Source organism: Acinetobacter sp. UBA801, assembly GCA_002296655.1.
Taxonomy (GTDB): Bacteria; Pseudomonadota; Gammaproteobacteria; order Pseudomonadales; family Moraxellaceae; genus Acinetobacter.
This window is the reverse complement of the sequence record DBIN01000015.1, coordinates 1-22,381: the sequence shown is the minus strand read 5'-3', so window position 1 is coordinate 22,381 and position 22,381 is coordinate 1. Positions and strand designations below refer to the sequence as shown.

Here is a 22,381-nt window from a genome sequence, read left to right as displayed (position 1 = left end):
TCAATGTGCTATTTTGGTCTGGAATGGGTCGCGATATTCCAAAGGGCTTTCGTTTAAACTGAGTGATGTATAAAGGTGTTGATGAACCTGCTCTCCCATATTCACATGATAGTTTTCTATCCCTAATTTCTGTATAGACAGTTGTCTAAGTACTGCATAAGCATCTTGATAATGCTGCCATTGATGCGCAGTCGCTTGAGGATTCACCTCAAAAGTCACCATCAAATGCTGTCTTTCTTGCTCATTCAAATGTGCAATTGCATGTTTAAGGTCTGAAAAGTGCGATGCAGATTGAACGGGATCAATGCTGATATAGATAAAATCGGCATGATCTGGAATCAGCTGAATCACTTGTTTTAAACCTTTAAATGAGGTTTCGTTGCCATCTACTTTTAAAGCTGTTTGATAATTGTTACTGATATCGGCATAATATTTTGACGCTTTTTTGGTCTGGTTTTTAATGTCAATAATCTGCTGCACAGCTGTTTGACATTCTGCTGTCCATTTCTCTTGCGCCAAAGCACAATTCAGACTAGAGCCTGTATCCAACATTAAACCTCCAATTGAGCTATTATTTTTCACCAAATCTGTAGTGAAATCTGCCAAGCTATAGCCTTGTTGGGTTTGCAAACTGAGTGGTAACTCGGCATATACGCGATGACCAACCCGTGTGCGTGCTTGCCACACTGTACGGTTGAGCAAATCCTGCTGCATTTTCAGTTGGCGGTTTGGAAAATACGCAACATCCACTTTGCCATCGGCATTGCTGTCTGCCACCACTTTTAATAACAAGGTATTGGTTTTAAGTGCATTGACCTGATTTAAAAGCTGCCCCAGTTTTTGGTCAGCTTGGTCATAACTTGCAGCAGCCATATCGGCTAAGTTATAGCGTAAAATACTTTTGCGTTGCTTATACGGTGCACGGGTATAAGTTAAAAATTCACGCATGCCTTCATGAATCACTTCTGGCGTTGGGTTATCCATAATCAAAGCACGTTGATAGGTCTTTTCCGCATCAGCGAGGGTCAAAACACTACCCAAACTGAATGACATTGGAAATCCTGCTTCTATTGCAATATCTTCTGTTTCGTTACTTGCTGCACCGTAAGGCCAGAAAATTGCTCTGCTTTCTACACCTAACTCTTTTTCCAATACCTGTTTAGAGCGTTTTAAATCTGCCAAAATGCGTTGTTTATATGCTGCGTCACTTTCATAGCTTTTGGTTTTTTCATCATACAAACGCGTAATTGCCGCAGGCTGCTTATTTTGTTGCGGATTCGACAAAATACCAGAGTGCAAGTTATCACTGTGCGATACAAACTCGACCAAACCAGAGCGCTGAATTTCACGCATCTGATCCCAGTTCATTAAGTTTCCAGAACCATAAGCTTCATAGGCAGCTTGGGTATTACCGTTAATCCAGCTGGTTGGAATGGCAAAAACCGCAGGCACTTGGTACAGCTTGAGCAATGGAAAAATTTTGGTATAGCTGCTGAGTGCACCATCATCTACCGTAATTAATACGGCTTTTTCAGGCAAAGGTTTTTTAAACTGACGCGCCTGCCACACATCTTCTAAACGAATGGGCTGCCAGCCATTTGTCTTAATCCACGCTAAAAATTGGGCAAAGTTTTTGGTGCTTATTGCATATACATCACGATCACCTCTTTTTTTGACATCATCACGAACATCGTGAAAAGTCAGGGTGACAAACGAATAAGCTTGTGGGTTGTCTATATTAGTTGAAGTTGTGTCAATTGCATTAGGCTCTGCCTGTGTTGCACTATTAGCAAATGCCGAAGCTGCGCCACCACTGAGCAATGCCAGACACATTGCACTTAAAATACTGATTTGTTTTTTCATTAGAAGCGTCCCTCAAAACCTAAAACTGCATAGGTTTTTTCTTCATCCTTACCATCGTAAGGATGTACTCCCCACCCCACTCCATAATTCAACTTCCAAGTTCTGGAAAGTTGCCATTCATGTCCATAAAAAAAGTTATAAATCGGATCATTTGAATAACCTTTTTGTTGATAGGTACCGACAGTCGCTTCAAAATGCTGATTCAAATGATGCTCATAATTACGCCATGTCATCCAATCGTGCGCTAAGCGTAATTCAAGGCTGTGGCTGTGTTCAGGGTTAAAATAATTGGTTGCAATGTTATCGTTTTGACCATAATAACCTGCAATGGTTGCTGTGGTTAAATGATGCGGAGCTGAATAAATTCGCTGGCTAAAAAATGCCGACGTTTCATGGCGTGTATTGCCATCATCAATATCAGTCAATTGGTATTGCAAGCCCGCTTTACGTGACTCATTTTGTTGCCAGTTCAAACCAACCAAATAAGACTCACCCTCGTAACTATCCCGAATGGCTTGCAGGGGAATATCTGCCTGCGTATTAAAATTAAGACGATATTGCCAATGATCATTTAAGGCATGCGTCCAGTCCAGCTCAACGCCAAAACGGCTATCGTCTACGCTATTGGACAACAAAATACTGGCTGCTTTACGTTGCTTGTTCCACTCTAAACCTAAACCGACCCGCTGATCATCTATTTTCCCTTCTTGGTATTTTGACCAGCGGTAAGTATGATCGGCAAACAGACGATAATGATCATTCATCCACGGACTATTAAGACGCGTCCAATGATTCTGTTCATTGCTGCCTTTAAGCTGATTTAAAAGTTGTTGATCAGACTTACTTTCCGACCAAGTACTTGAATGCTGAATCGAAAAATGTTCCCGATCATTCAACTCTTTGCGGCTACGTTGCACCGCAGTATCATCAGGTACAGTTTGATATAAATACTGATTGATAGCACGCCAACGCTCAATATCACCCAAAGTCTGTGCATTTTGCATCTGATTGATTTGCGTGGTTTGGCTAATTGGCGTCATGCCGTTCCATTGAGATACCGTATGTTCGGCATCTAAAGGTTTTTCACGCCAACGTTGAATGAGTGCTAAATTATTTTGGAAAGCGACATTGCTCGGTGCGTGTTCAACCAAATTTTGAAAATACTGCTCGGCCTTGGCATGTTGATTTCGATAGGCATAATTCAAACCTTTCAAACTCAAATATTCCAAGCGATCTGAATGTGTGGTTCGCTCTACACCTTTGGCATCACTATAACTAAAGGTCGGCAGCGTTTTATCCATCTCTTGAATCAGCTGATTGGCCTGTTTAAATTTTTCCTGCTCGATATAGGCATAATACAAACCTGCGTATACCGAATAATCGACATAATTCTTTTCTTTAAACAAACTCAAATACAGCGGTTCAGCCTTAGCAGGTTGTTGCAGTTTCAAATATGCATCGGCAATGGCATGACGTACATAAGCAGGCATATCTAGCGGTTGCACATCGACCTGAGGCAAAGTTGCAATCACATCTTTTGCACGATTACGCTGGTTTAAAGCATAGAGATATTCATAATAAAAGCGACGTTGCAAATCGGGCTGATCTGTCAACTGAGGGATATAAGCTTGCATGTCGGCTAGAACTGAATCTAAAAGCCGAAAAGCATACTCACCTTCATTCCGATAACTGGCAGATTTATAAAATTGCACCGCATCGAGAATTCTTTGTGAAAAGTCTTGTAATTTTGCCGCAAAAATCAAGTTTGGCTGATCTAAATGATGGGTTTGCATATAGGCTTCAGCACGTGCCTGATCTGCATTCAACAATAGAGCCAATACATATTGTTCCTGCGCATTGCCTGTCACCTGCTGTGCTAAAGATGCCTCAGCAGCTTTTAGCGCCTCTACAGGCATTTCTAATAGTCTATAAACATAAGACAATTGTGCTAAATAATCTGCACTTAGCGTCGCTGCATGGATGCTTTTTACATCTTGACGTGCTTGTTCAATTTGACCTGATTCAACATGCAATACTGCACGCCAAACTTGCCAAGAGTCAGCAGGTTTCACCTGTTGAAATTGTTGCACCAATGCTAAAGCAGCGGGATATTGTTTTAAATCACGCAAAGTTTTAATCGCGCTGACTTGTCCATATTCAGGAAATTGCGCTGCCTGAATAGCGTTCAAATATGGCAACTGATGCAGACCAATTTTATTGTGACTATAAGCTATCACAATATAATCTGCTAAAAGCTTTTGATTTTGTGGATATTGCTGCAGCAAGGACTCAAGTTGCTGAAAGCCAGCATCAATTTGCCCTGAACGTATTGCAACAACGCTTTGTTCACGCAGTTGATCCACACTCTCTTGTGCATAAACCGTTGGAAACAGTGACATGCAAGATAATGCAGACACATAATAGATTGAAAATTTCTTTCTTCTTGTTAACACGCGCTACTCCGCACATAAAATGTAATTAATGTGAAATATTTCGCAATATTATGCCTATCTTTGATAGCAACACTTTGGACAAAATGCAAGACACTTACATAATTTATACCGAATCAACACATATTATATACTTTATCTCTCAATTCTGGCTAATTTTTCAGCATAAAAAATCCCCAATATTGGGGATTGAGTGCTGAATAAAATCAAGCTCTTCAAGATTTGACTTATTTAAGCAAACCTTGATCTTTTAATACTTGCCACATAGTAGAACCCAATTCTGCAGGGCTACGCGTATAAGCAATTCCAGCACGTTCAAAAGCTGCAAATTTTTCTTCCGCAGTGCCTTTACCGCCTGAAATAATTGCACCCGCATGTCCCATACGCTTACCTTTAGGTGCTGTCACTCCAGCAATATATCCCACCACAGGTTTATTGACATTCGACTGTATATATTCCGCCGCTTCTTCTTCTGCCGTACCACCAATTTCACCAATCATAATAATCGCATCGGTGTCTGGGTCGTCTTGGAATAATTTTAAAGCATCAATTTGGTTCATACCTGGAATTGGGTCGCCACCAATCCCGATACAAGTCGATTGTCCTAAGCCCAACTTGGTGGTTTGTGCCACAGCTTCATAGGTCAAAGTACCTGAGCGTGAAATAATGCCAATTCGTCCTGGTTGATGAATATGCCCTGGCATGATGCCAATTTTGCATTCACCTGGTGTAATCACACCTGGGCAGTTTGGACCCACCAAACGTGTACCATTGCCATTGGTTTCTAAATAACGCTTAGCTTTAAGCATGTCGATGGTGGGTACACCTTCTGTAATCACCACAATCAAACCCACGCCAGAATCAACTGCTTCTACAATCGAATCTAAAACAAACGGTGCAGGTACATAAATCACCGATGCATCTGCACCTGTTTCACGTACTGCTTCTTTCATGGTATTAAATACGGGTAATTCCAAGTGAGTTTGACCACCTTTTCCTGGCGTTACCCCACCCACCACTTTGGTTCCATAATCAAGTGCTTGTGCTGAGTGAAAAGTACCATTTTTACCAGTGAAACCTTGTACCAATACTTTGGTGTTTTTATTAATTAATACGCTCATCCTGATTCTCCTTAAGCTTTCACTGCAGCAACAATTTTTTCTGCGGCATCAGATAAGCCATTAGCAGAAATAAGTTTTAAGCCTGATTCATCTAGTAATTTTGCACCGAGTTCTGAGTTGTTCCCTTCTAGGCGAACCACCACAGGTACCGTCACATTTACTTCCTGAACCGCTGCAATAATTGCTTCCGCAATCATGTCACAACGTACAATTCCACCAAAAATATTAATCAGTACGCCTTTAACCGAGTGATCTGCCAAAATAATTTTAAAGGCTTCAATCACGCGTTCTTTGGTTGCACCACCACCTACATCTAAGAAGTTTGCAGGCTGACCGCCATAGAGTTTAATAATATCCATAGTCGCCATTGCTAGACCTGCGCCATTCACCATACAACCGATATTGCCTTCTAAAGCAACATAGTTCAGGTCAAATTCGGATGCACGCAATTCACGTTCATTTTCTTGTGTTTTATCGCGCAGTGCCAAGACTTCAGGCAAACGATACAGCGCATTAGAATCAATACCGACTTTGGCATCCACACATAAAATGTCGCCATTTTCACGTACAGACAATGGATTAATTTCAAATAAGGCAAAATCATTATCGATAAATGCCTGATAAGCCGCTGTCATAATCTTCACAAACTGCGTGATTTGACTATCTTTAAGTTTTAATGCAAAGGCCACTTCACGTGCCTGAAATGGCAACAAACCCACTAAAGGATCAACTTCTACTTTAATAATTTTTTCTGGGGTTTCTTCCGCCACTTTCTCAATATCCACACCACCTTCGGTAGATGCCATAAAAGTGACGCGACGGCTAGAACGATCCACCACTGCACCCAAATACAGTTCACGCTCTACAGGATAAACATCTTCAGCCACTAAAATACTGTTTACAGGCTGACCATAGGCATCGGTTTGATAGGTGACCAAGCGTGTTCCAAGAATTTGGTTAGCATAATCTGCTGCTTCTTGTGCAGATTTTACGACCTTCACGCCGCCCGCTTTACCGCGACCACCTGCATGTACCTGAGCTTTCATCACCGCAAATTTACCGCCGAGTTGCTCGAAAGCTTGCACGGCTTCTACGGCTGTAGTGGCCAAAATGCCTTCTTGCACTGGCATACCATATTTTTTTAATAGCGCTTTTGCTTGATACTCATGTAGATTCATTGACTAACCTTTTACTACTTCTTTTATTCAGTTATCACCATCAATATCAAACCGAAGTTTTAATATTGCTTTCCTTGTGTGGTGTTTTTCCTATGCTCTTTACTTTTAGATGATTATTCCCATAAATACAACCATCAAATGTAAAAAGAGCGGCCTAAGCCGCTCTTTTTAGTGTTATTTACGTTTACGCTGAATCGCGTGAATCGCACGCCCATCTACAGCTAAAGCGGCTTCATGCACCACTTCAGAGAAGGTTGGGTGACCAAATGTCATTAATTGTAAATCTTCAACTGAAGATACAAACTCAAGTGCAATCATACCTTGGTGAACGATATCAGACGCAGCAGGTCCAATCACGTGCATACCCAATAAACGATCTGTTTTTGCATCTGCAACAAACTTCACAAAACCAGCACCTTCGCCTGCAGCTAAAGCACGACCATTTACCGCGAAACCGAATTGACCAGTTTTCACTTCGTGGCCTTTTTCTTTGGCTTGCTCTTCAGTTAAACCAACCCACGCCGCTTCAGGGTGTGTGTAGATTACTGAAATGATTGTGTCGTAGTTAACTTGTGCAGCATGACCGTGAATACGCTCAACAGCCATTACGCCTTCTTCCATTGCTTTGTGTGCAAGCATTGGACCACGTACCAAGTCACCAATTGCATATACACCTTCAACAGAAGTTGCACACCAATCGTTTACTTCAACTAAGCCACGTTCAGTCAGTTTAATACCGCAATCATCTGCCAATAAACCTTCAGCATAAGCACGACGACCTACACAAACGATCAATTTATCGAAAGTTTGTTCTTTGTCTTCACCGCCTTGGGTATATTTAACAGTCACTTCACGACCATTAACATCAGTACCTGAAACTTTCGCACCAATACGGATATCCATGCCTTGCTTAGTCAAGAGTTTTTGGTAGTCTTTCGCCAAAGCTTTGTCAGCCATTGGTAAGAATGCATCCATTGCTTCAAATACAACAACTTCTGCACCTAAACGACGCCATACTGAACCAAGTTCAAGACCAATTACGCCTGCACCAATCACACCTAAACGCTTAGGCACTTCAGGGAATTCTAATGCACCAGTAGAATCAACAATAATGTCTTGATCTACAGGAGCAACAGGAATACTTACAGGAACCGAACCAGTCGCAAGAATCACATATTTAGGCTCTAAAACCTGAGTTTCGCCTTCATGAGAAACGAATTCAACTTTTTTACCAGCAAGTAGTTTACCAGTACCTTGTAACCATTCGATGCCATTACCTTTAAGTAATTGCGCAACACCACCAGTCAATTGCTCAACGACTTTGTCTTTACGCGCTAGCATTTTAGACAAATCGAAAGCAACTTCACCCGTTGTAATACCGTGGTCATCTAAATGCTTAACAGTATCTTCATAACGATGTGAAGAATCTAGTAATGCTTTAGATGGGATACAACCCACGTTTAAGCATGTACCACCCAAAGATGGTTTACCTTTGTGAATACGTTTTTCGATACACGCAACTTTAAAGCCAAGTTGAGCCGCACGAATTGCCGCTTCATAACCACCTGGGCCACCGCCAATAACAACAAGATCAAATTGTTGAGACATTTTTATCTCCAAAAATGGGCTTAGAGGATCGCTCCGAGCCCACTGATTTATTCTTTAGAATTAAAGGTCAAGGATGAGTTTAGCTGGCTCTTCTAACAATTCTTTGATTGTTACAAGGAAACCTACAGCTTCTTTACCATCAATTAAACGGTGGTCATAAGAAAGCGCTAAGTACATCATTGGCAAGATTTCAACTTGACCATTTACCGCCATAGGACGCTCTTGGATTTTGTGCATGCCCAAGATTGCAGTTTGTGGCGTGTTTAGAATTGGTGTAGATAACAATGAACCGAAAGTACCACCGTTAGTAATGGTGAATGTACCGCCAGTCATATCTTCAATACCAAGCTTACCGTCACGTGCTTTGTAAGCATAGTCACGAATACCATTTTCTACTTCAGCATAGTTCATGCGGTCTGTATCACGTAATACAGGAACCACTAAACCACGGTCAGAAGAAACTGCAACACCGATATCGTAGTAACCGTGATACACGATGTCTTCGCCATCAATAGAAGCGTTTACTGCTGGGTAGCGTTTCAATGCTTCAGTTGCAGCTTTCACGAAGAAAGACATAAAGCCTAAACGTGCACCATGACGTTTTTCAAATGCGTCTTTGTATTGTGCACGCATTTCCATGATTGGCTTCATGTTCACTTCATTGAATGTTGTCAACATTGCAGTTTCTTGAGTCGCTGCAAGTAAACGCTCTGCCACGCGCTTACGTAAACGCGTCATAGGAACACGTTTCTCGATACGCTCGCCTACCGCAACGCTTAATGGCGCAGCTGCAGCAGCAGGTTTAGCTTGATGATTTGCAACATCTTCTTTAGTGATACGACCACCACGACCTGTACCAGATACGTCTGCAGCATTGATACCTGTTTCAGTCAATGCTTTACGTACTGCCGGTGCTTGGTCAGCAACAGGTTGTGCACGCTCAATAACTGGCGCAGCGCCCGCTTCAGTTTTCGCTGCAGCTTGCTCTACTTGACCTTCAGACTGAACAGCTTGAGTTTGAGTAGCGCCAGATACAGCACCAGCTTCAAATTGAGCAATTACTTCGTCTGAAAGAACAGTATCGCCTTCATTTTTAATAATTGCAGCGATGGTGCCATCCGCAGGAGCGACTACTTCCAAAACAACTTTATCGGTTTCAATATCACAGATCACTTCATCACGTGAAACTGCTTCACCTGGCTGTTTGTGCCAAGTTGCAATCGTACCGTCTGCAACTGACTCTGGAAATACCGGTGCTTTAATTTCGGTTGCCATTATTTCGAATCTCCTGTTATTCAGCTACGATCGCAAGCGCGTCATTAATGAGCTGAGCTTGTTGTTTTGCATGCAAATATGGTGAACCACACGCTGGTGCTGCAGATGCTTCACGACCCGCATAACTAATGCGAATCTGTTTACCAGTTTTCATTACGTCATCATATAAGCGTGGCGCGATGAATAACCAAGCACCTTGGTTCTTCGGTTCTTCTTGAGTCCAAACAAGCTCTTTTACGTTTGGATAAGAAGCAAGAACTTCTGCAAGACGTTGTTCTGGGTATGGATACAACTGTTCAATACGAACAATTGCAGTATTGTTCAATTCTAATTCACGACGCTTTTCAAGCAAGTCGTAATACACTTTACCACCACACAATACCAAACGAGTCACGTCTGCTTTGTTGATGTTGTCAATTTCATCAATCACAGTCTGGAATGTACCAGTTGCAAGCTCATCAAGGTTAGACACGGCTAACTTGTGACGAAGTAAAGACTTCGGCGACATGATGATCATTGGCTTACGGATTGGACGAATTGCCTGACGACGTAAAGCGTGGAAAATCTGTGCAGGTGTTGTTGGTGTCATCACTTGCATGTTCTCTTCCGCACAAAGCTGTAAGAAACGCTCTAAACGTGCAGATGAATGCTCAGGACCTTGACCTTCATAACCGTGAGGAAGAAGCATTGTTAAACCACACACACGCTCCCACTTGGTTTCGCCAGATGAAATGAACTGGTCGATTACCACTTGAGCACAGTTTGCGAAGTCACCAAATTGTGCTTCCCAAATAATCAAGCTCTTTGGAAGCGTTGTCGCATAACCATATTCAAATGCCAATACTGCCATTTCAGACAATAAAGAGTCATAGATTGCAACGCGTGGTTGGTTCTCTTTAATGTGGCAAAGTGGAATATAAGTTTTACCATCGACTTGGTTATGCAGTTTTGCATGACGGTGTGAGAAAGTACCACGACCAACGTCTTCACCAGTCAAACGCACAAGGTAACCCTCATCCAACAAAGTTGCGTATGCCAAAGTTTCAGCTGCACCCCAGTTTAGTGGCATTTCACCTGTTTGCATTTTCAAGCGATCATCAATCACTTTAGCAACTTGGCGCTGCAGCACGAAACCTTCTGGAAGTTTACGCATGGTTTGACCAAGTTCTTTCAAACGCTCGATTGGGAAAGTTGTATCCCAATCGTCTGTATAGTCGTGACCCAAGTATGGCGACCAATCTACAAACATTTTGGTATTTGGCTCAAGCACCAATGCATTCGCAACGTGATTACCCGCTTCTAAATCTGTACGGTAATCTTCGATCATTTGATCTGCTGCTGCGCGATCCAACACACCTTCTTGCACCAATTGGTCAGCATACAAAGTACGTGTAGTAGGCTTTTTGTTGATCACTTGATACATCATTGGCTGAGTTGCTGCAGGCTCATCCGCTTCGTTGTGACCACGACGACGGTAGCAGAACAAATCAATTACAACGTCTTTACGGAATGTATGACGGAAATCGTGTGCCAATTGAGATACAAAAATCACCGCTTCAGGATCATCGCCATTCACATGGAAAATTGGCGCCTGAATCATTTTTGCAATGTCAGTACAGTATTCAGTAGAACGTGCGTCACGTGGGTCAGATGTTGTGAAACCAACTTGGTTGTTAATCACAATGTGAACTGTACCACCTACGGTATAACCGCGAGTTTGTGACATTTGGAAGGTTTCTTGGTTAACACCTTGACCTGCAAATGCTGCATCACCGTGTACGATTAATGGCAATACATCATCACCACCAATGTCTTTACGACGTACTTGACGTGCACGTACAGAACCCTCAACCACAGGTCCAACAATTTCTAAGTGCGATGGGTTAAACGCAAGTGCCAAGTGTACTTCACCACCCGGAGTCATCACGTTCGATGAGAAACCTTGGTGATATTTTACGTCCCCAGAACCTTTTTTGTGCAAGCTCTTACCTTCGAACTCACCAAACAAGTCTGCTGGGTTTTTACCCATGATGTTCACAAGTAGGTTCAAACGACCACGGTGTGGCATCCCAATCACGACTTCTTTACATCCAACAGTACCCGCACGTTGAATGATTTCATTGACCATCGGGATAAATGATTCACCGCCCTCTACACCAAATCGTTTTGCACCAACGTATTTATTGCCTAAAAATTTTTCTAGACCTTCAGCTGCTGTTAAGCGCTCAAGAACGTGTTTCTTTTGATCTGCAGTAAATGCAAACTTACCACGCGCACGTTCTAAGCGTTGTTGAATCCAGCGTTTTTCTTTGGTATCAACAATGTGCATGTATTCTGAACCAATTGAACCGCAGTAGATCGCCTCCATGGCATCAACCATTTCGCCCAATGTGGCTTCAGATTTACCAATTTCTAAATTACCTGTACGGAAAACAGTATCTAAATCGGACTTAGTTAAGCCATGCGCAGCAAGGTCAAGATCAGGCACGTCTTCACGTTTTGCCAAACCTAGTGGATCTAATTTTGCTTTTTGGTGACCACGGTTACGGTAAGCAGCAATCAGTTGCAACACGCCAATTTGACGTTGTTCATGTTCAGAACTCACTGAACTCTGAACAATGGCTTGAACGCGATTAGAATTACGACCTAATAAAAGGAATTGCTCACGTACATTACTGTGTGGTTGATCACCCTTCGGGAATTTATCGAAATATTCGCGCCAATCAGCACCGACTGATTCCGGTGACGTTAAATAATGCTCGTAAAGTTCTTCAATATACGCTGCACTATCAGCGGAAAGTTCAGTGTCAAGACGCAGTGCGTCAGCAACTTCTTGCATTTGTGGACCCATTTCCTATTGCAAAAACATTTTCCAGGATGCTTTTTAAGCAAACCCATGATTGATAATGTCAAATTGGTAACATGACATTAGTCCCCAATCGACATAAGTCATGAGGCGTTATCACTACATTAGGAAAACCCAATGTCATTTATGAATCATAACGCCCTCACTGGCATCATCACTCACATATATACTCGACCTAAGCCGAGCAATTTTTTGCAAAATCGTTTTAGAAAAAATAAGTGCTCAGTCTTAGCTTTTCTAATACGACTTTTCTGCGATAGTCCTGATTTAATAACACATCATTTGCACTTAAAATGTTGATAAAATGTACAAAAATTCAACATTTTTCAAATGTATTCATTTATTAATCGTAACATGATCTCAGAAATGCAATTGATTTTTTTGACACATACCTCCTATAAATTGGCGAAATACATTGATTCTATTTTCATCTAACATATGGTGCTTTATTTAAAAAACAGATGCAATTTAGACCAAAGTCCAACACCACTATTTTAGATAAAAGAAAAGAGAGCACATCTCTCAATCTGCCCTCTCACTTACACGTTATATGATAACATCTATAAATAAATATTGCAGCTAATCTTGGCATTTACCCATGCATTACAACAAAATAGCAGCACTGGATTACAATTGTGTGCAACTTTAGTCGGCTAAATGCCGTTTTTGTCTATTTATCCAACAGCTATACTTAAAAATATCGAATACTCATTTTTTAACCACAATTTTGTATGCAATATTTTTCATTTTCGCACCCATCAAAAACAAGTTACGTATCACACGACTTTTACAGTAATTGTAGCACAAAAAAAGCACACCCTTAGGTGTGCTTTTCTCAACTGAGATCACGCAGTCTATTAGCCAGCCATATCTAAAAGCATATTACGGATATGACCGATTGCTTTAGTTGGGTTCAAGCCTTTAGGGCATACAGATACACAGTTCATGATACCTTTACAACGGAACAAAGAGAATGGGTCGTCAAGACGAGCCAAACGCTCTTGAGTTGCAGTATCACGCGAATCGATAATGAAACGGTATGCATTCAACAATGCTGAAGGACCCAAAAACTTGTCCGGGTTCCACCAGAATGATGGGCAAGATGTAGAACAACATGCACAAAGAATACATTCATACAAACCATCAAGATGTTCACGATCTTCTTGAGATTGTAAACGCTCTTTTGGCGGTGCAGGTTGGTTGTTGATCAAGAACGGATGAATCTTATTGTACTGATCATAGAACTGATTCATATCAACAACTAAGTCTTTAATTACAGGAAGACCTGGAAGTGGGCGAATAGTAATCACTTCTGGTAAATCGTTTAGGTTCCAAAGACATGCTAAACCGTTTTTACCATTGATGTTTACACCATCAGAACCACAAATACCTTCCCGACATGAACGACGGAAAGTCAAAGATTCATCTTGTACTTTCAACTCAAGAAGTGCATCAAGCAACATACGATGCTTATCAGTCAATTCAAGTTTAAAAGTTTGCATGTACGGTGCTTTATCCTTATCAGGATCGTAGCGGTAGATATTAAATGTACGAGTACCTCTACTCATCTTACTTCTCCTAATTAGAATGTACGTGGTTTAGGTGGAATAGCAGCTACAGTAAGCGGCTTGTAACGTACTGGTTTGTACTCAAGACGGTTATCTGTAGAGAACCATAAAGTATGCTTCATCCACTCATCATCACGACGACCATAAGAATAAGTTGGGTGATCTGGTGGTAACTCAAAGTCTACAACAGTATGCGCACCACGACATTCTTTACGGGCAGCAGCTGAGATCAGTGTCGCTTTAGCAACTTCATACAAGTTTTCAACTTCTAATGCTTCTACACGTGCAGTGTTGAACACTTTAGATTTATCTTTCAAATGAATGTTACGAACACGTGGTTCAAGCGCAAGAATTTGTTTCACACCTTCATCAAGCAATGCTGAAGTACGGAATACACCTGCGTGGTCTTGAACGATGTTACGAATTGCATCAGCAACTTCTTGAGCGTTTTCACCTGAAGTCGATTCGTCAAGTTTACGAATACGGTTCACAGTGTTTTCAAGTACAGTTGTTGGAAGTGGTTCGTACTCACCATCGTGTTGCTTAGTCACATACTCAATGATGTGTTGACCCGCAGCTTTACCAAATACAACCAAGTCAAGCAATGAGTTTGTACCTAAACGGTTAGCACCGTGTACAGATACACATGAACACTCACCAATTGCATAGAAACCTTTTACTGGTTTAGCAAAGTCACGGTCACCCGCGTTGGTTGTATATGTATCAGTTTCTGCGTTGTAGTTCGCAACCAACTCTTGAGTTTCACGGCTTTCTGGAACAACCACTTGACCATGAATATTGGTTGGAATACCACCCATTTGGTAATGGATTGTAGGTACAACAGGAATTGGCTCTTTAGTACAATCAACGTTCGCGAATTTCTTACCAATCTCAAATACAGATGGAAGACGCTTCATGATTGTGTCTGCACCTAAGTGCGTCATATCAAGCAAGATGTAGTCTTTGTTTGGACCACAACCACGACCTTCTTTAATTTCTTGGTCCATAGAACGTGATACGAAGTCACGTGGCGCCAAGTCTTTCAAAGTTGGTGCATAACGCTCCATGAACGGTTCGCCTGAATCGTTACGAAGGATACCACCCTCACCACGACAGCCTTCCGTTAACAATACGCCCGCGCCCGCAACACCTGTTGGGTGGAACTGCCAGAATTCCATATCTTGTAATGGAATACCTGCACGCGCAGCCATACCAAGACCGTCACCAGTGTTGATATATGCGTTTGTAGATGCACGGTACACACGACCTGCACCACCTGTAGCAAACAATGTCGCTTTCGCTTGGAATACTGCGATTTTACCTGTTTCTTGGTCAATTGCAGTCACACCTAGTACATCGCCAGCTTCGTTACGGATCAAATCAAGAGCGATCCATTCTACGAAGAATTGAGTGCCCATTTTCACGTTGCTTTGATAAAGCGTGTGAAGAAGTGCGTGACCTGTACGGTCAGCTGCAGCACATGCACGTGGAACTGCTTTTTCACCGTAGTTTGCAGAGTGACCACCGAATGGACGTTGGTAAATTGTACCGTCTGCGTTACGGTCAAATGGCATACCCAAGTGTTCTAATTCATAAACCACTTGTGGCGCTTCACGCGTCATGAATTCAATCGCGTCTTGGTCGCCCAACCAGTCAGAACCTTTTACCGTGTCGTAAAAGTGGTAGTGCCAGTTATCTTCTTGCATGTTACCAAGAGATGCACCAATACCACCCTGCGCTGCAACAGTGTGTGAACGTGTAGGGAATACTTTAGTCAATACCGCAACTTTCAAACCTGCTTGAGCAAGTTGGTAAGATGCACGCATACCTGAACCACCACCACCAACAATGACTGCGTCAAAGAATTGGTGTGGAATATTTGTATAATCTTCTTTAGGGTTAATCGCGCCCATGATATCTTCCTATCAATTCGCCCAGAAAATCTGGATTGCCCAGATTGCGTATGCAAAAACAGCAATAATCACTGCTGAAGTCAGCACTAGGCGTAAACCTGAAGCTGAAGGACCCATTTGACGAGTAGTCACATAGTCAGTGAATACTTGCCACATACCGATCCAAGCATGTGCAACAAGAGATAAGACTGCCAATAAAGACATAATCTTCATTGGTAATGTCATCATAAAGCCGTACCACTGTTCAAAGTTGAATCCACCGTTAAGAAGAATCCAACCAAATACCACAACGGTATAAACAGCAAGAACAACAGCACTAATACGTTGGATAAACCAATCGCGAGAACCTGAACCCGTTAAACCTGTAGCACTTTTCATTAGATTACAATCCATACAAATGCTGCAACTATACCGATAGCAGACAAGATCAATGAAATAGTAGCTGCAATGCGACCACTTTGCAGTTCTTCTGCAAAACCAAGGTCAGCAAGTAAGTGCTTAACACCAGCAATGAAGTGATAGATTAAGCCGGCTACAAATACCCATACGATAAAGCGCACAAAGAAACCGTTAAAAATTTCTTGAACTTGAGCAAAACCTTCAGGTGAAGACAAAGACTTGTCTAACAACCATAAAAGTACCGGTACGAGTAAAAATACGATGACACCAGAAAGACGGTGTAGAATTGATGCAATAGCCACGGGCGATTTTAAGTTTACTTCTAAAACTTGACCCATGGACAAATTGACAGGTCTGTTGCTTTTCACAGCGGGCATCCTGTAAGTAAAAACTCCATCCGGAGTTTGTTGGAATAAATTCGAAGGAAAGCTGGCATTGTCAGGCAAATTCATGCCTAACCTTAAAACGACACTGAATTATAAAACGTCAACTGTTAAAATACAAACAACTCTACTCGGCTTTTTGGCTAAAAATCCTTTAAATAAGAATCATTAACAATTATAAAAGCAAACCACTCGCCATCAATAACCACACAAGCAAACATAAACCCATGTTTTTTAAATCAATTATTAAAATAAAAATTCCTAGCAGCGCAATAAACAGCTTTAGAATATTTAGACTAAAGATAAATTTGTACTTTATTTTTCTGGTGTTTTTAAGTTTTCACATACTTATATATAAATAGCAGCACTATATATGTATGTACTCCACTTCTTGCCGTAATTTAAAACTAGAGTGTGAGACACTTAAGCCCAGACAGCTCCATCACTTTGTTTGATTATGCTGCGCCTGATCGTAAATCAAACGTTGATGACGACACAGACATCAATCTATTTATTCAATTTATATTTACTTGACACACTTTAGATAAATAAATATTTAAAATAACAATCATCATGCGAATGAATGACTTATCCAGTATTTTTTGTATCTGTATGGATAAATAACCGCGCTTTATTCACAAAGAATTCATCATTTCCCACTCAAAATATGATGGATCATGGCTATTTTCTGAAGTTCAATCAGTCATTTTTTGATCAATCAATATCGAATTTAAATACCAGACTCACTGCTCACTCCAACCAATCTGACCACCCTACCGTGTATATAAAAACGTGTAAGTTATGAGAATTAGATAGATTTAAGTATCAGACAGAATCCTGCCAAAGAAATAGCCCATCAAAACCAGTATTTAAAATTGCTTACAATTAATCCGTATTGATGATTTTTTTCTGCACATCCAACAAATTTTGACTTATGATACTGCGGCTGTGCTGTGATTTTATTGATTTTTTTACTGGAATTTTTTCGGCTTTTTCTGCAAACAGTCGTCTACTTAATCCATAAGTATAATTGACAAAATTTCAGTACTCTCTAATCTTAGAGCAAATTTTTAATCCGTCTGACTTGCGCATTAAAAGATTGATACTTCGAGTCAGATCAACATTCACCAGGACAGGAGATCTATTGAATGTCTGAAGCAACTGGCAAAAAAGCCGTATTACAGCTTGATGGAAAAGAAATTGAATTACCAATTTACAGCGGCACATTAGGCCCAGATGTAATTGACGTTAAGGATGTGTTGGCGGCAGGTCACTTTACTTTTGATCCTGGTTTTATGGCAACAGCGTCTTGCGAGTCTAAAATCACATTTATTGATGGTAACAAAGGTATTCTTTTACACCGCGGTTACCCAATTGACCAATTGGCAACTAAAGCTGACTACTTAGAAACTTGCTATTTATTATTAAATGGCGAGCTTCCAACAGCTGAACAAAAAGCTGATTTTGACGCAAAAGTTCGCAACCACACTATGGTTCACGACCAAGTTAAGCGTTTCTATAACGGTTTCCGTCGTGATGCTCACCCTATGGCAATCATGGTAGGTGTTGTTGGTGCGTTATCTGCGTTCTATCACAACAACTTAGACATCGAAGATGTTAACCACCGTGAAATCACAGCGATTCGTTTAATCGCGAAGATTCCTACTTTAGCGGCTTGGAGCTACAAGTACACTGTTGGTCAACCATTTGTTTACCCACGTAACGACTTAAGCTACGCAGAAAACTTCTTGTACATGATGTTTGCTACTCCAGCAGACCGTGATTACAAAGTAAACCCTGTTCACGCTCGCGCAATGGATCGTATTTTCACGCTTCACGCTGACCACGAACAAAACGCGTCTACTTCAACTGTACGTTTAGCTGGTTCTACTGGCGCTAACCCATACGCATGTATCTCTGCAGGTATTTCTGCACTTTGGGGTCCTGCTCACGGTGGTGCGAACGAAGCTGTTCTTAAGATGCTTGATGAAATCGGCTCTGTAGAACACGTTGCTGAGTTCATGGAAAAAGTGAAGACTAAAGAAGTTAAACTTATGGGCTTTGGTCACCGCGTTTATAAAAACCATGACCCACGTGCGACTGTAATGAAGCAAACTTGTGACGAAGTACTTAACGACTTAGGTATCAACGATCCACAACTCGCTCTTGCAATGGAACTTGAGCGTATTGCGTTATCTGATGAATACTTCATCAAGCGTAACTTATACCCTAACGTAGACTTCTACTCAGGTATCATCCTTAAAGCGATTGGTATCCCAACAGAAATGTTTACTGTAATTTTCGCACTTGCACGTACAGTTGGTTGGATCAGCCACTGGTTAGAAATGCACAGCGGTCCTTACAAAATCGGTCGTCCTCGTCAGCTTTACACTGGCCACACTCAACGCGACATCAACCGTTAATTCGGTCTGCGTTGTAGCGTGTAAAACGCCACGACAAAAAAACCACCTTCGGGTGGTTTTTTTATTGCTTTTATTTAGCTCACCAAACTCATTTCTGTTTGGTTTGTCCTAAACCACAACCAAAACGTAAAATAAAATTTAGATCATTGCAGATTTAGGCTATATTTTTGATGTCTGCCACTTACGACTCATTTCTATGCTACAACTGCATTTATTCATTCTCAGCTTATTGATGCGACTGCTCAAACTAGATCAGTTTAGATGTCGAAGCCTAACTGCAATGGAAATACAGTTGTGCCAATCTGTGTTTGGCAATCTGATTGACTACAGCCAAGTCAAAGTCATGAACCATCCTTATTTGCCTTGGCAGCCACAGCACATTTTTATGGCCCCCTGTGGCTATATTCATGTGCGTAATCGGCATTATCTAGCCGACTACAGCCAAGCACACCGTGGCTATCAAGCGATCTTTATTCATGAGATGGCGCACATTTTACAGCATCAACATCACATCAATGTCTTACTGCGTGGTGCGGTATTGCAAACCGCGTATTTTTTGAGTTTTAAGCGTTACAATCCATATCATTATCGCTTAATTGAAGCGAAACCTTTTTTTGCTTACAACATTGAGCAACAAGGTGAAATTGCCAAAGATATTTTTCTTAATAAAATAGACAATATTATTTTAAACAGCCCGCACCGCTCGACTTAGCTCACTCATCTTGGTACATGCTTATTTCACGAAAAACACATGCATCATACAACCTAAAAATATAATGCTTTTCAAATAAATAGCATAAAAATTCTGTCACATTTCAATGATATTCTTGCAGACAAGACAATAAAGTGTATTCGATGCTAGCATCTATTCTAAATTAAGATAAAATAGCAAAAGTCTCCATTTTTGCACTGCAAAATAAGATCTTTATCTGTTAGATAATAAATGGTTTTTATTTGTGCCTTTCGGCAGTCGTTTAATCCACAATACACTACGCTGAAATTTTTATAACAATAATCATCAGCCACTTACGTGTATTCTACACCTATAGGAATAGGACTTAATTTAAATGAAATCTTTTAAAATTGCCCTTGCACAGTTCTCTCCACACATTGGCAATCTCGATGCAAATGCGCAAAAAATGCTTGAACAGGCAAATGAAGCGAAAAAACAACACGCAGATCTGATTATTTTTCCTGAACTTTCAATTTTGGGCTACCCTGCTGAAGATTTATTACTGCGCCCAAGCTTGAGTCAACGCACGAAACAAGCATTTGAACAATTACGTGAAATTAAAGATATTGTTTTAGTTTTCGGCTTTGTCAATGAAACTGAAGATGGTCAGCGCTTTAACTCGGCAGCCGTCATGAAAGATGGTAATATTCTTGGTATTTATAACAAACAAAATTTACCGAATTATGCCGTATTTGATGAGAAGCGTTATTTTGACGAAGGTCATCAACACTTAGTATTTGAATACCTTGGTCACAAGTTTGGCGTTTTAATTTGTGAGGATTTATGGTCTTTGCCAACTGTACAGCAATTGGCACAGTTGAATGTAGAAACTGCATTGGTCTTGAACGCTTCGCCTTATGAAGTGGGTAAACCGCAGCATCGTATACAGACCATGACCGAGCTAGCTAAGCAATTACATCTCAATCTGGTATATGTAAACCAAGTTGGCGGTCAAGATGATTTAATCTTCGATGGTACGAGCTTTGTGATTAACCAAGCAGGTAATGTTGCGCTACAAGCCCCAACCTACCAAGAAGGTTTGTTCTACGCAGAATATGACGCTGCACAGAAGCACTTTAAAACTGCCGAAATTAGCCCTGCTTTAGACACCCTTGCAGAAATCTATCAAGGTTTGGTACTCGCAACCCGTGACTACGTGCAACGCTCTGGCTTTCCAGGTGTGATTCTAGGCTTGTCAGGTGGAATTGATTCAGCACTCACCCTTGCTATTGCGGTTGATGCAATTGGTGCAGACAAGGTACAAGCAGTGATGATGCCGTACACCTACACCGCGCAAATTAGCGTTGAAGATGCTGCAGAGCAAGCCAAAACCTTAGGCGTGACTTTTGGTATCGCTGAAATTCACCCAATCGTAAATAGCTTTATGCAAACGCTGTATCCTTTCTTTGGTAACAGCCCTAGCGATGCCACAGAAGAAAATTTACAAGCCCGCGCACGCGGCACAATCTTAATGGGTCTGTCGAATAAGTTTGGCAACCTCGTGCTTTCTACAGGTAACAAATCTGAGCTAGCAGTTGGCTATTGCACGCTTTATGGCGATATGGTCGGTGGTTATGCGGTACTGAAAGATGTGTACAAAACCATTGTATTTGAACTGGCAAAATACCGTAACAGCATCGCTGATACCCCTGTGATTCCTGAACGTGTGATTACTCGTCCACCTTCAGCCGAATTGCGTCCTGACCAAAAAGACCAAGATTCTTTACCACCATACGAAGTACTCGATGCGATTTTGTATGCGTATATTGAGGAAGATCAAAGCCAAGAAGACATCATTGGCAAAGGCTTTGAACGTGCAATGGTCGAGAAAGTCATTCAATTGGTTGATCGCAACGAATACAAGCGTCGCCAAGGTGCATTAGGCCCACGTATTAGCTCGCGTGCTTTTGGTCGTGAACGTCGCTATCCACTAGTCAATGGTTGGAAAGCAGGAATTTAAAGCTAAAAGCATAGCTTAACGAGATATATAAAAAAACCAAGCTGTGGCTTGGTTTTTTTATACCAGCTATAAAACCAATGCTGCACTAAAAGCAACTTAAAATTTTGGCATAAAAAAAGACCAAGCTGAGAGCTTGGTCTATAAAAATGGTGGCTATGACGGGACTTGAACCTGTGACCCCCGCATTATGAGTGCGGTGCTCTAACCAACTGAGCTACATAGCCGTAAACTGTGTGCGCATTATCTAAACTTAGCTCTGCATCGTCAAGTATTTTAATTTACAAACGCTCACAGTTTAAGCAAAAACAGAGAGATTTGTTTAATTTTAATCAAATTACTATTTTCTTAGGGAAATTGTTAATATTAGACTTCTTGCGTTAGTCAAATTTTAAGCAGTCAAAAGCTATATTTTATAAGGTTTTAGCCAATTCAAAAATTAGATAAAACTATACTTTCGCAAGAGATACCGTCTGAAACGTCAAGCAAATTATCGAAAATTCATGCTCAATAATCTGCTTGATAAGGCTGTTGGTGTTTGAGTACACCATAACAAAGATGAACCAACTTTCTCATTGCAGCTCCAATCGCCATCATTTTGGTTTTACCATTAGCTAATAATCTTTCATTCATCCCTTTAATAT

14 protein-coding genes, 1 tRNA gene and 1 pseudogene are annotated in these 22,381 nt (G+C 41.1%); 3 read left to right on the top strand and 13 right to left on the bottom strand.

The window, feature by feature from the left end:
* From pgaB to sdhC, 11 genes are all read right to left on the bottom strand, one after another.
* A complete protein-coding gene (gene pgaB, locus B2W49_RS01955; RefSeq protein ID WP_291334074.1) occupies positions 1–1,863 on the bottom strand; it encodes a poly-beta-1,6-N-acetyl-D-glucosamine N-deacetylase PgaB in 1,863 nt (620 codons plus the stop codon).
* Complete coding sequence (gene pgaA, locus B2W49_RS01950) at positions 1,863–4,262, bottom strand: poly-beta-1,6 N-acetyl-D-glucosamine export porin PgaA (RefSeq protein ID WP_291334072.1); 2,400 nt, start codon at positions 4,260–4,262, stop codon at positions 1,863–1,865. The genes pgaB and pgaA overlap by 1 nt, the downstream gene beginning before the upstream one ends.
* A 278-nt stretch (positions 4,263–4,540) precedes the next feature.
* Positions 4,541–5,434, bottom strand: coding sequence for a succinate--CoA ligase subunit alpha (gene sucD, locus B2W49_RS01945; RefSeq protein ID WP_291334070.1), 894 nt, complete (start codon positions 5,432–5,434; stop codon positions 4,541–4,543).
* 11 nt (positions 5,435–5,445) lie between these two features.
* On the bottom strand, positions 5,446–6,612 hold the full coding sequence (gene sucC, locus B2W49_RS01940; RefSeq protein ID WP_291334068.1) for an ADP-forming succinate--CoA ligase subunit beta: 1,167 nt from the start codon (positions 6,610–6,612) through the stop codon (positions 5,446–5,448).
* 174 nt (positions 6,613–6,786) lie between these two features.
* Complete coding sequence (gene lpdA, locus B2W49_RS01935) at positions 6,787–8,220, bottom strand: dihydrolipoyl dehydrogenase (RefSeq protein ID WP_279739325.1); 1,434 nt, start codon at positions 8,218–8,220, stop codon at positions 6,787–6,789.
* A 60-nt stretch (positions 8,221–8,280) separates the two neighbouring features.
* Positions 8,281–9,495, bottom strand: coding sequence for a 2-oxoglutarate dehydrogenase complex dihydrolipoyllysine-residue succinyltransferase (odhB, locus tag B2W49_RS01930; RefSeq protein ID WP_291334064.1), 1,215 nt, complete (start codon positions 9,493–9,495; stop codon positions 8,281–8,283).
* A 16-nt stretch (positions 9,496–9,511) separates the two neighbouring features.
* Entirely contained in the window at positions 9,512–12,334 is a 2,823-nt protein-coding gene (locus tag B2W49_RS01925) for a 2-oxoglutarate dehydrogenase E1 component (protein WP_291334094.1), read from the bottom strand.
* A gap of 884 nt (positions 12,335–13,218) precedes the next feature.
* Entirely contained in the window at positions 13,219–13,929 is a 711-nt protein-coding gene (locus B2W49_RS01920; protein WP_026438061.1) for a succinate dehydrogenase iron-sulfur subunit, read from the bottom strand.
* A gap of 14 nt (positions 13,930–13,943) precedes the next feature.
* On the bottom strand, positions 13,944–15,842 hold the full coding sequence (locus tag B2W49_RS01915; protein WP_004972199.1) for an FAD-binding protein: 1,899 nt from the start codon (positions 15,840–15,842) through the stop codon (positions 13,944–13,946).
* A gap of 12 nt (positions 15,843–15,854) precedes the next feature.
* A complete protein-coding gene (gene sdhD, locus B2W49_RS01910) occupies positions 15,855–16,220 on the bottom strand; it encodes a succinate dehydrogenase, hydrophobic membrane anchor protein (RefSeq protein WP_004972200.1) in 366 nt (121 codons plus the stop codon).
* On the bottom strand, positions 16,220–16,618 hold the full coding sequence (gene sdhC, locus B2W49_RS01905; RefSeq protein WP_026438062.1) for a succinate dehydrogenase, cytochrome b556 subunit: 399 nt from the start codon (positions 16,616–16,618) through the stop codon (positions 16,220–16,222). Before sdhC ends, sdhD begins: the two co-directional genes overlap by 1 nt.
* A 1,154-nt stretch (positions 16,619–17,772) precedes the next feature.
* Here sdhC and gltA point away from each other — a divergent pair.
* The 3 genes from gltA to B2W49_RS01890 all read left to right on the top strand — a co-directional run bounded on the left by gltA (position 17,773) and on the right by B2W49_RS01890 (position 21,740).
* Positions 17,773–19,047, top strand: a complete 1,275-nt coding sequence (gene gltA, locus B2W49_RS01900) for a citrate synthase (protein WP_004972202.1) — start codon at positions 17,773–17,775, stop codon at positions 19,045–19,047.
* 196 nt (positions 19,048–19,243) lie between these two features.
* Complete coding sequence (locus B2W49_RS01895) at positions 19,244–19,759, top strand: hypothetical protein (RefSeq protein WP_404798775.1); 516 nt, start codon at positions 19,244–19,246, stop codon at positions 19,757–19,759.
* Between the two features lie 355 nt (positions 19,760–20,114).
* Positions 20,115–21,740, top strand: coding sequence for an NAD+ synthase (locus B2W49_RS01890; RefSeq protein ID WP_291334059.1), 1,626 nt, complete (start codon positions 20,115–20,117; stop codon positions 21,738–21,740).
* A 147-nt stretch (positions 21,741–21,887) separates the two neighbouring features.
* On the opposite strand, the gene B2W49_RS01885 is transcribed toward B2W49_RS01890, so the two are convergent.
* Positions 21,888–21,964, bottom strand: a tRNA-Met gene (locus B2W49_RS01885).
* 280 nt (positions 21,965–22,244) lie between these two features.
* Positions 22,245–22,381: pseudogene (locus B2W49_RS01880) on the bottom strand (IS110 family transposase); the annotation flags it as partial.

What these genes read in the sequence shown, in the direction of transcription:
- pgaA (WP_291334072.1), bottom strand. Translation starts at nt 4,262, where the DNA reads ATGTCACTGTTTCCAACGGTTTATGCACAAGAGAGTGTGGATCAACTG.
- B2W49_RS01915 (WP_004972199.1), bottom strand. Translation starts at nt 15,842, where the DNA reads ATGGGCGCGATTAACCCTAAAGAAGATTATACAAATATTCCACACCAA.
- pgaB (WP_291334074.1), bottom strand. Translation starts at nt 1,863, where the DNA reads ATGAAAAAACAAATCAGTATTTTAAGTGCAATGTGTCTGGCATTGCTC.
- B2W49_RS01890 (WP_291334059.1), top strand. Translation starts at nt 20,115, where the DNA reads ATGAAATCTTTTAAAATTGCCCTTGCACAGTTCTCTCCACACATTGGC.
- B2W49_RS01925 (WP_291334094.1), bottom strand. Translation starts at nt 12,334, where the DNA reads ATGCAAGAAGTTGCTGACGCACTGCGTCTTGACACTGAACTTTCCGCT.
- sdhD (WP_004972200.1), bottom strand. Translation starts at nt 16,220, where the DNA reads ATGAAAAGTGCTACAGGTTTAACGGGTTCAGGTTCTCGCGATTGGTTT.
- sucC (WP_291334068.1), bottom strand. Translation starts at nt 6,612, where the DNA reads ATGAATCTACATGAGTATCAAGCAAAAGCGCTATTAAAAAAATATGGT.
- B2W49_RS01920 (WP_026438061.1), bottom strand. Translation starts at nt 13,929, where the DNA reads ATGAGTAGAGGTACTCGTACATTTAATATCTACCGCTACGATCCTGAT.
- sdhC (WP_026438062.1), bottom strand. Translation starts at nt 16,618, where the DNA reads ATGCCCGCTGTGAAAAGCAACAGACCTGTCAATTTGTCCATGGGTCAA.
- lpdA (WP_279739325.1), bottom strand. Translation starts at nt 8,220, where the DNA reads ATGTCTCAACAATTTGATCTTGTTGTTATTGGCGGTGGCCCAGGTGGT.
- sucD (WP_291334070.1), bottom strand. Translation starts at nt 5,434, where the DNA reads ATGAGCGTATTAATTAATAAAAACACCAAAGTATTGGTACAAGGTTTC.
- odhB (WP_291334064.1), bottom strand. Translation starts at nt 9,495, where the DNA reads ATGGCAACCGAAATTAAAGCACCGGTATTTCCAGAGTCAGTTGCAGAC.
- gltA (WP_004972202.1), top strand. Translation starts at nt 17,773, where the DNA reads ATGTCTGAAGCAACTGGCAAAAAAGCCGTATTACAGCTTGATGGAAAA.
- B2W49_RS01895 (WP_404798775.1), top strand. Translation starts at nt 19,244, where the DNA reads ATGCTACAACTGCATTTATTCATTCTCAGCTTATTGATGCGACTGCTC.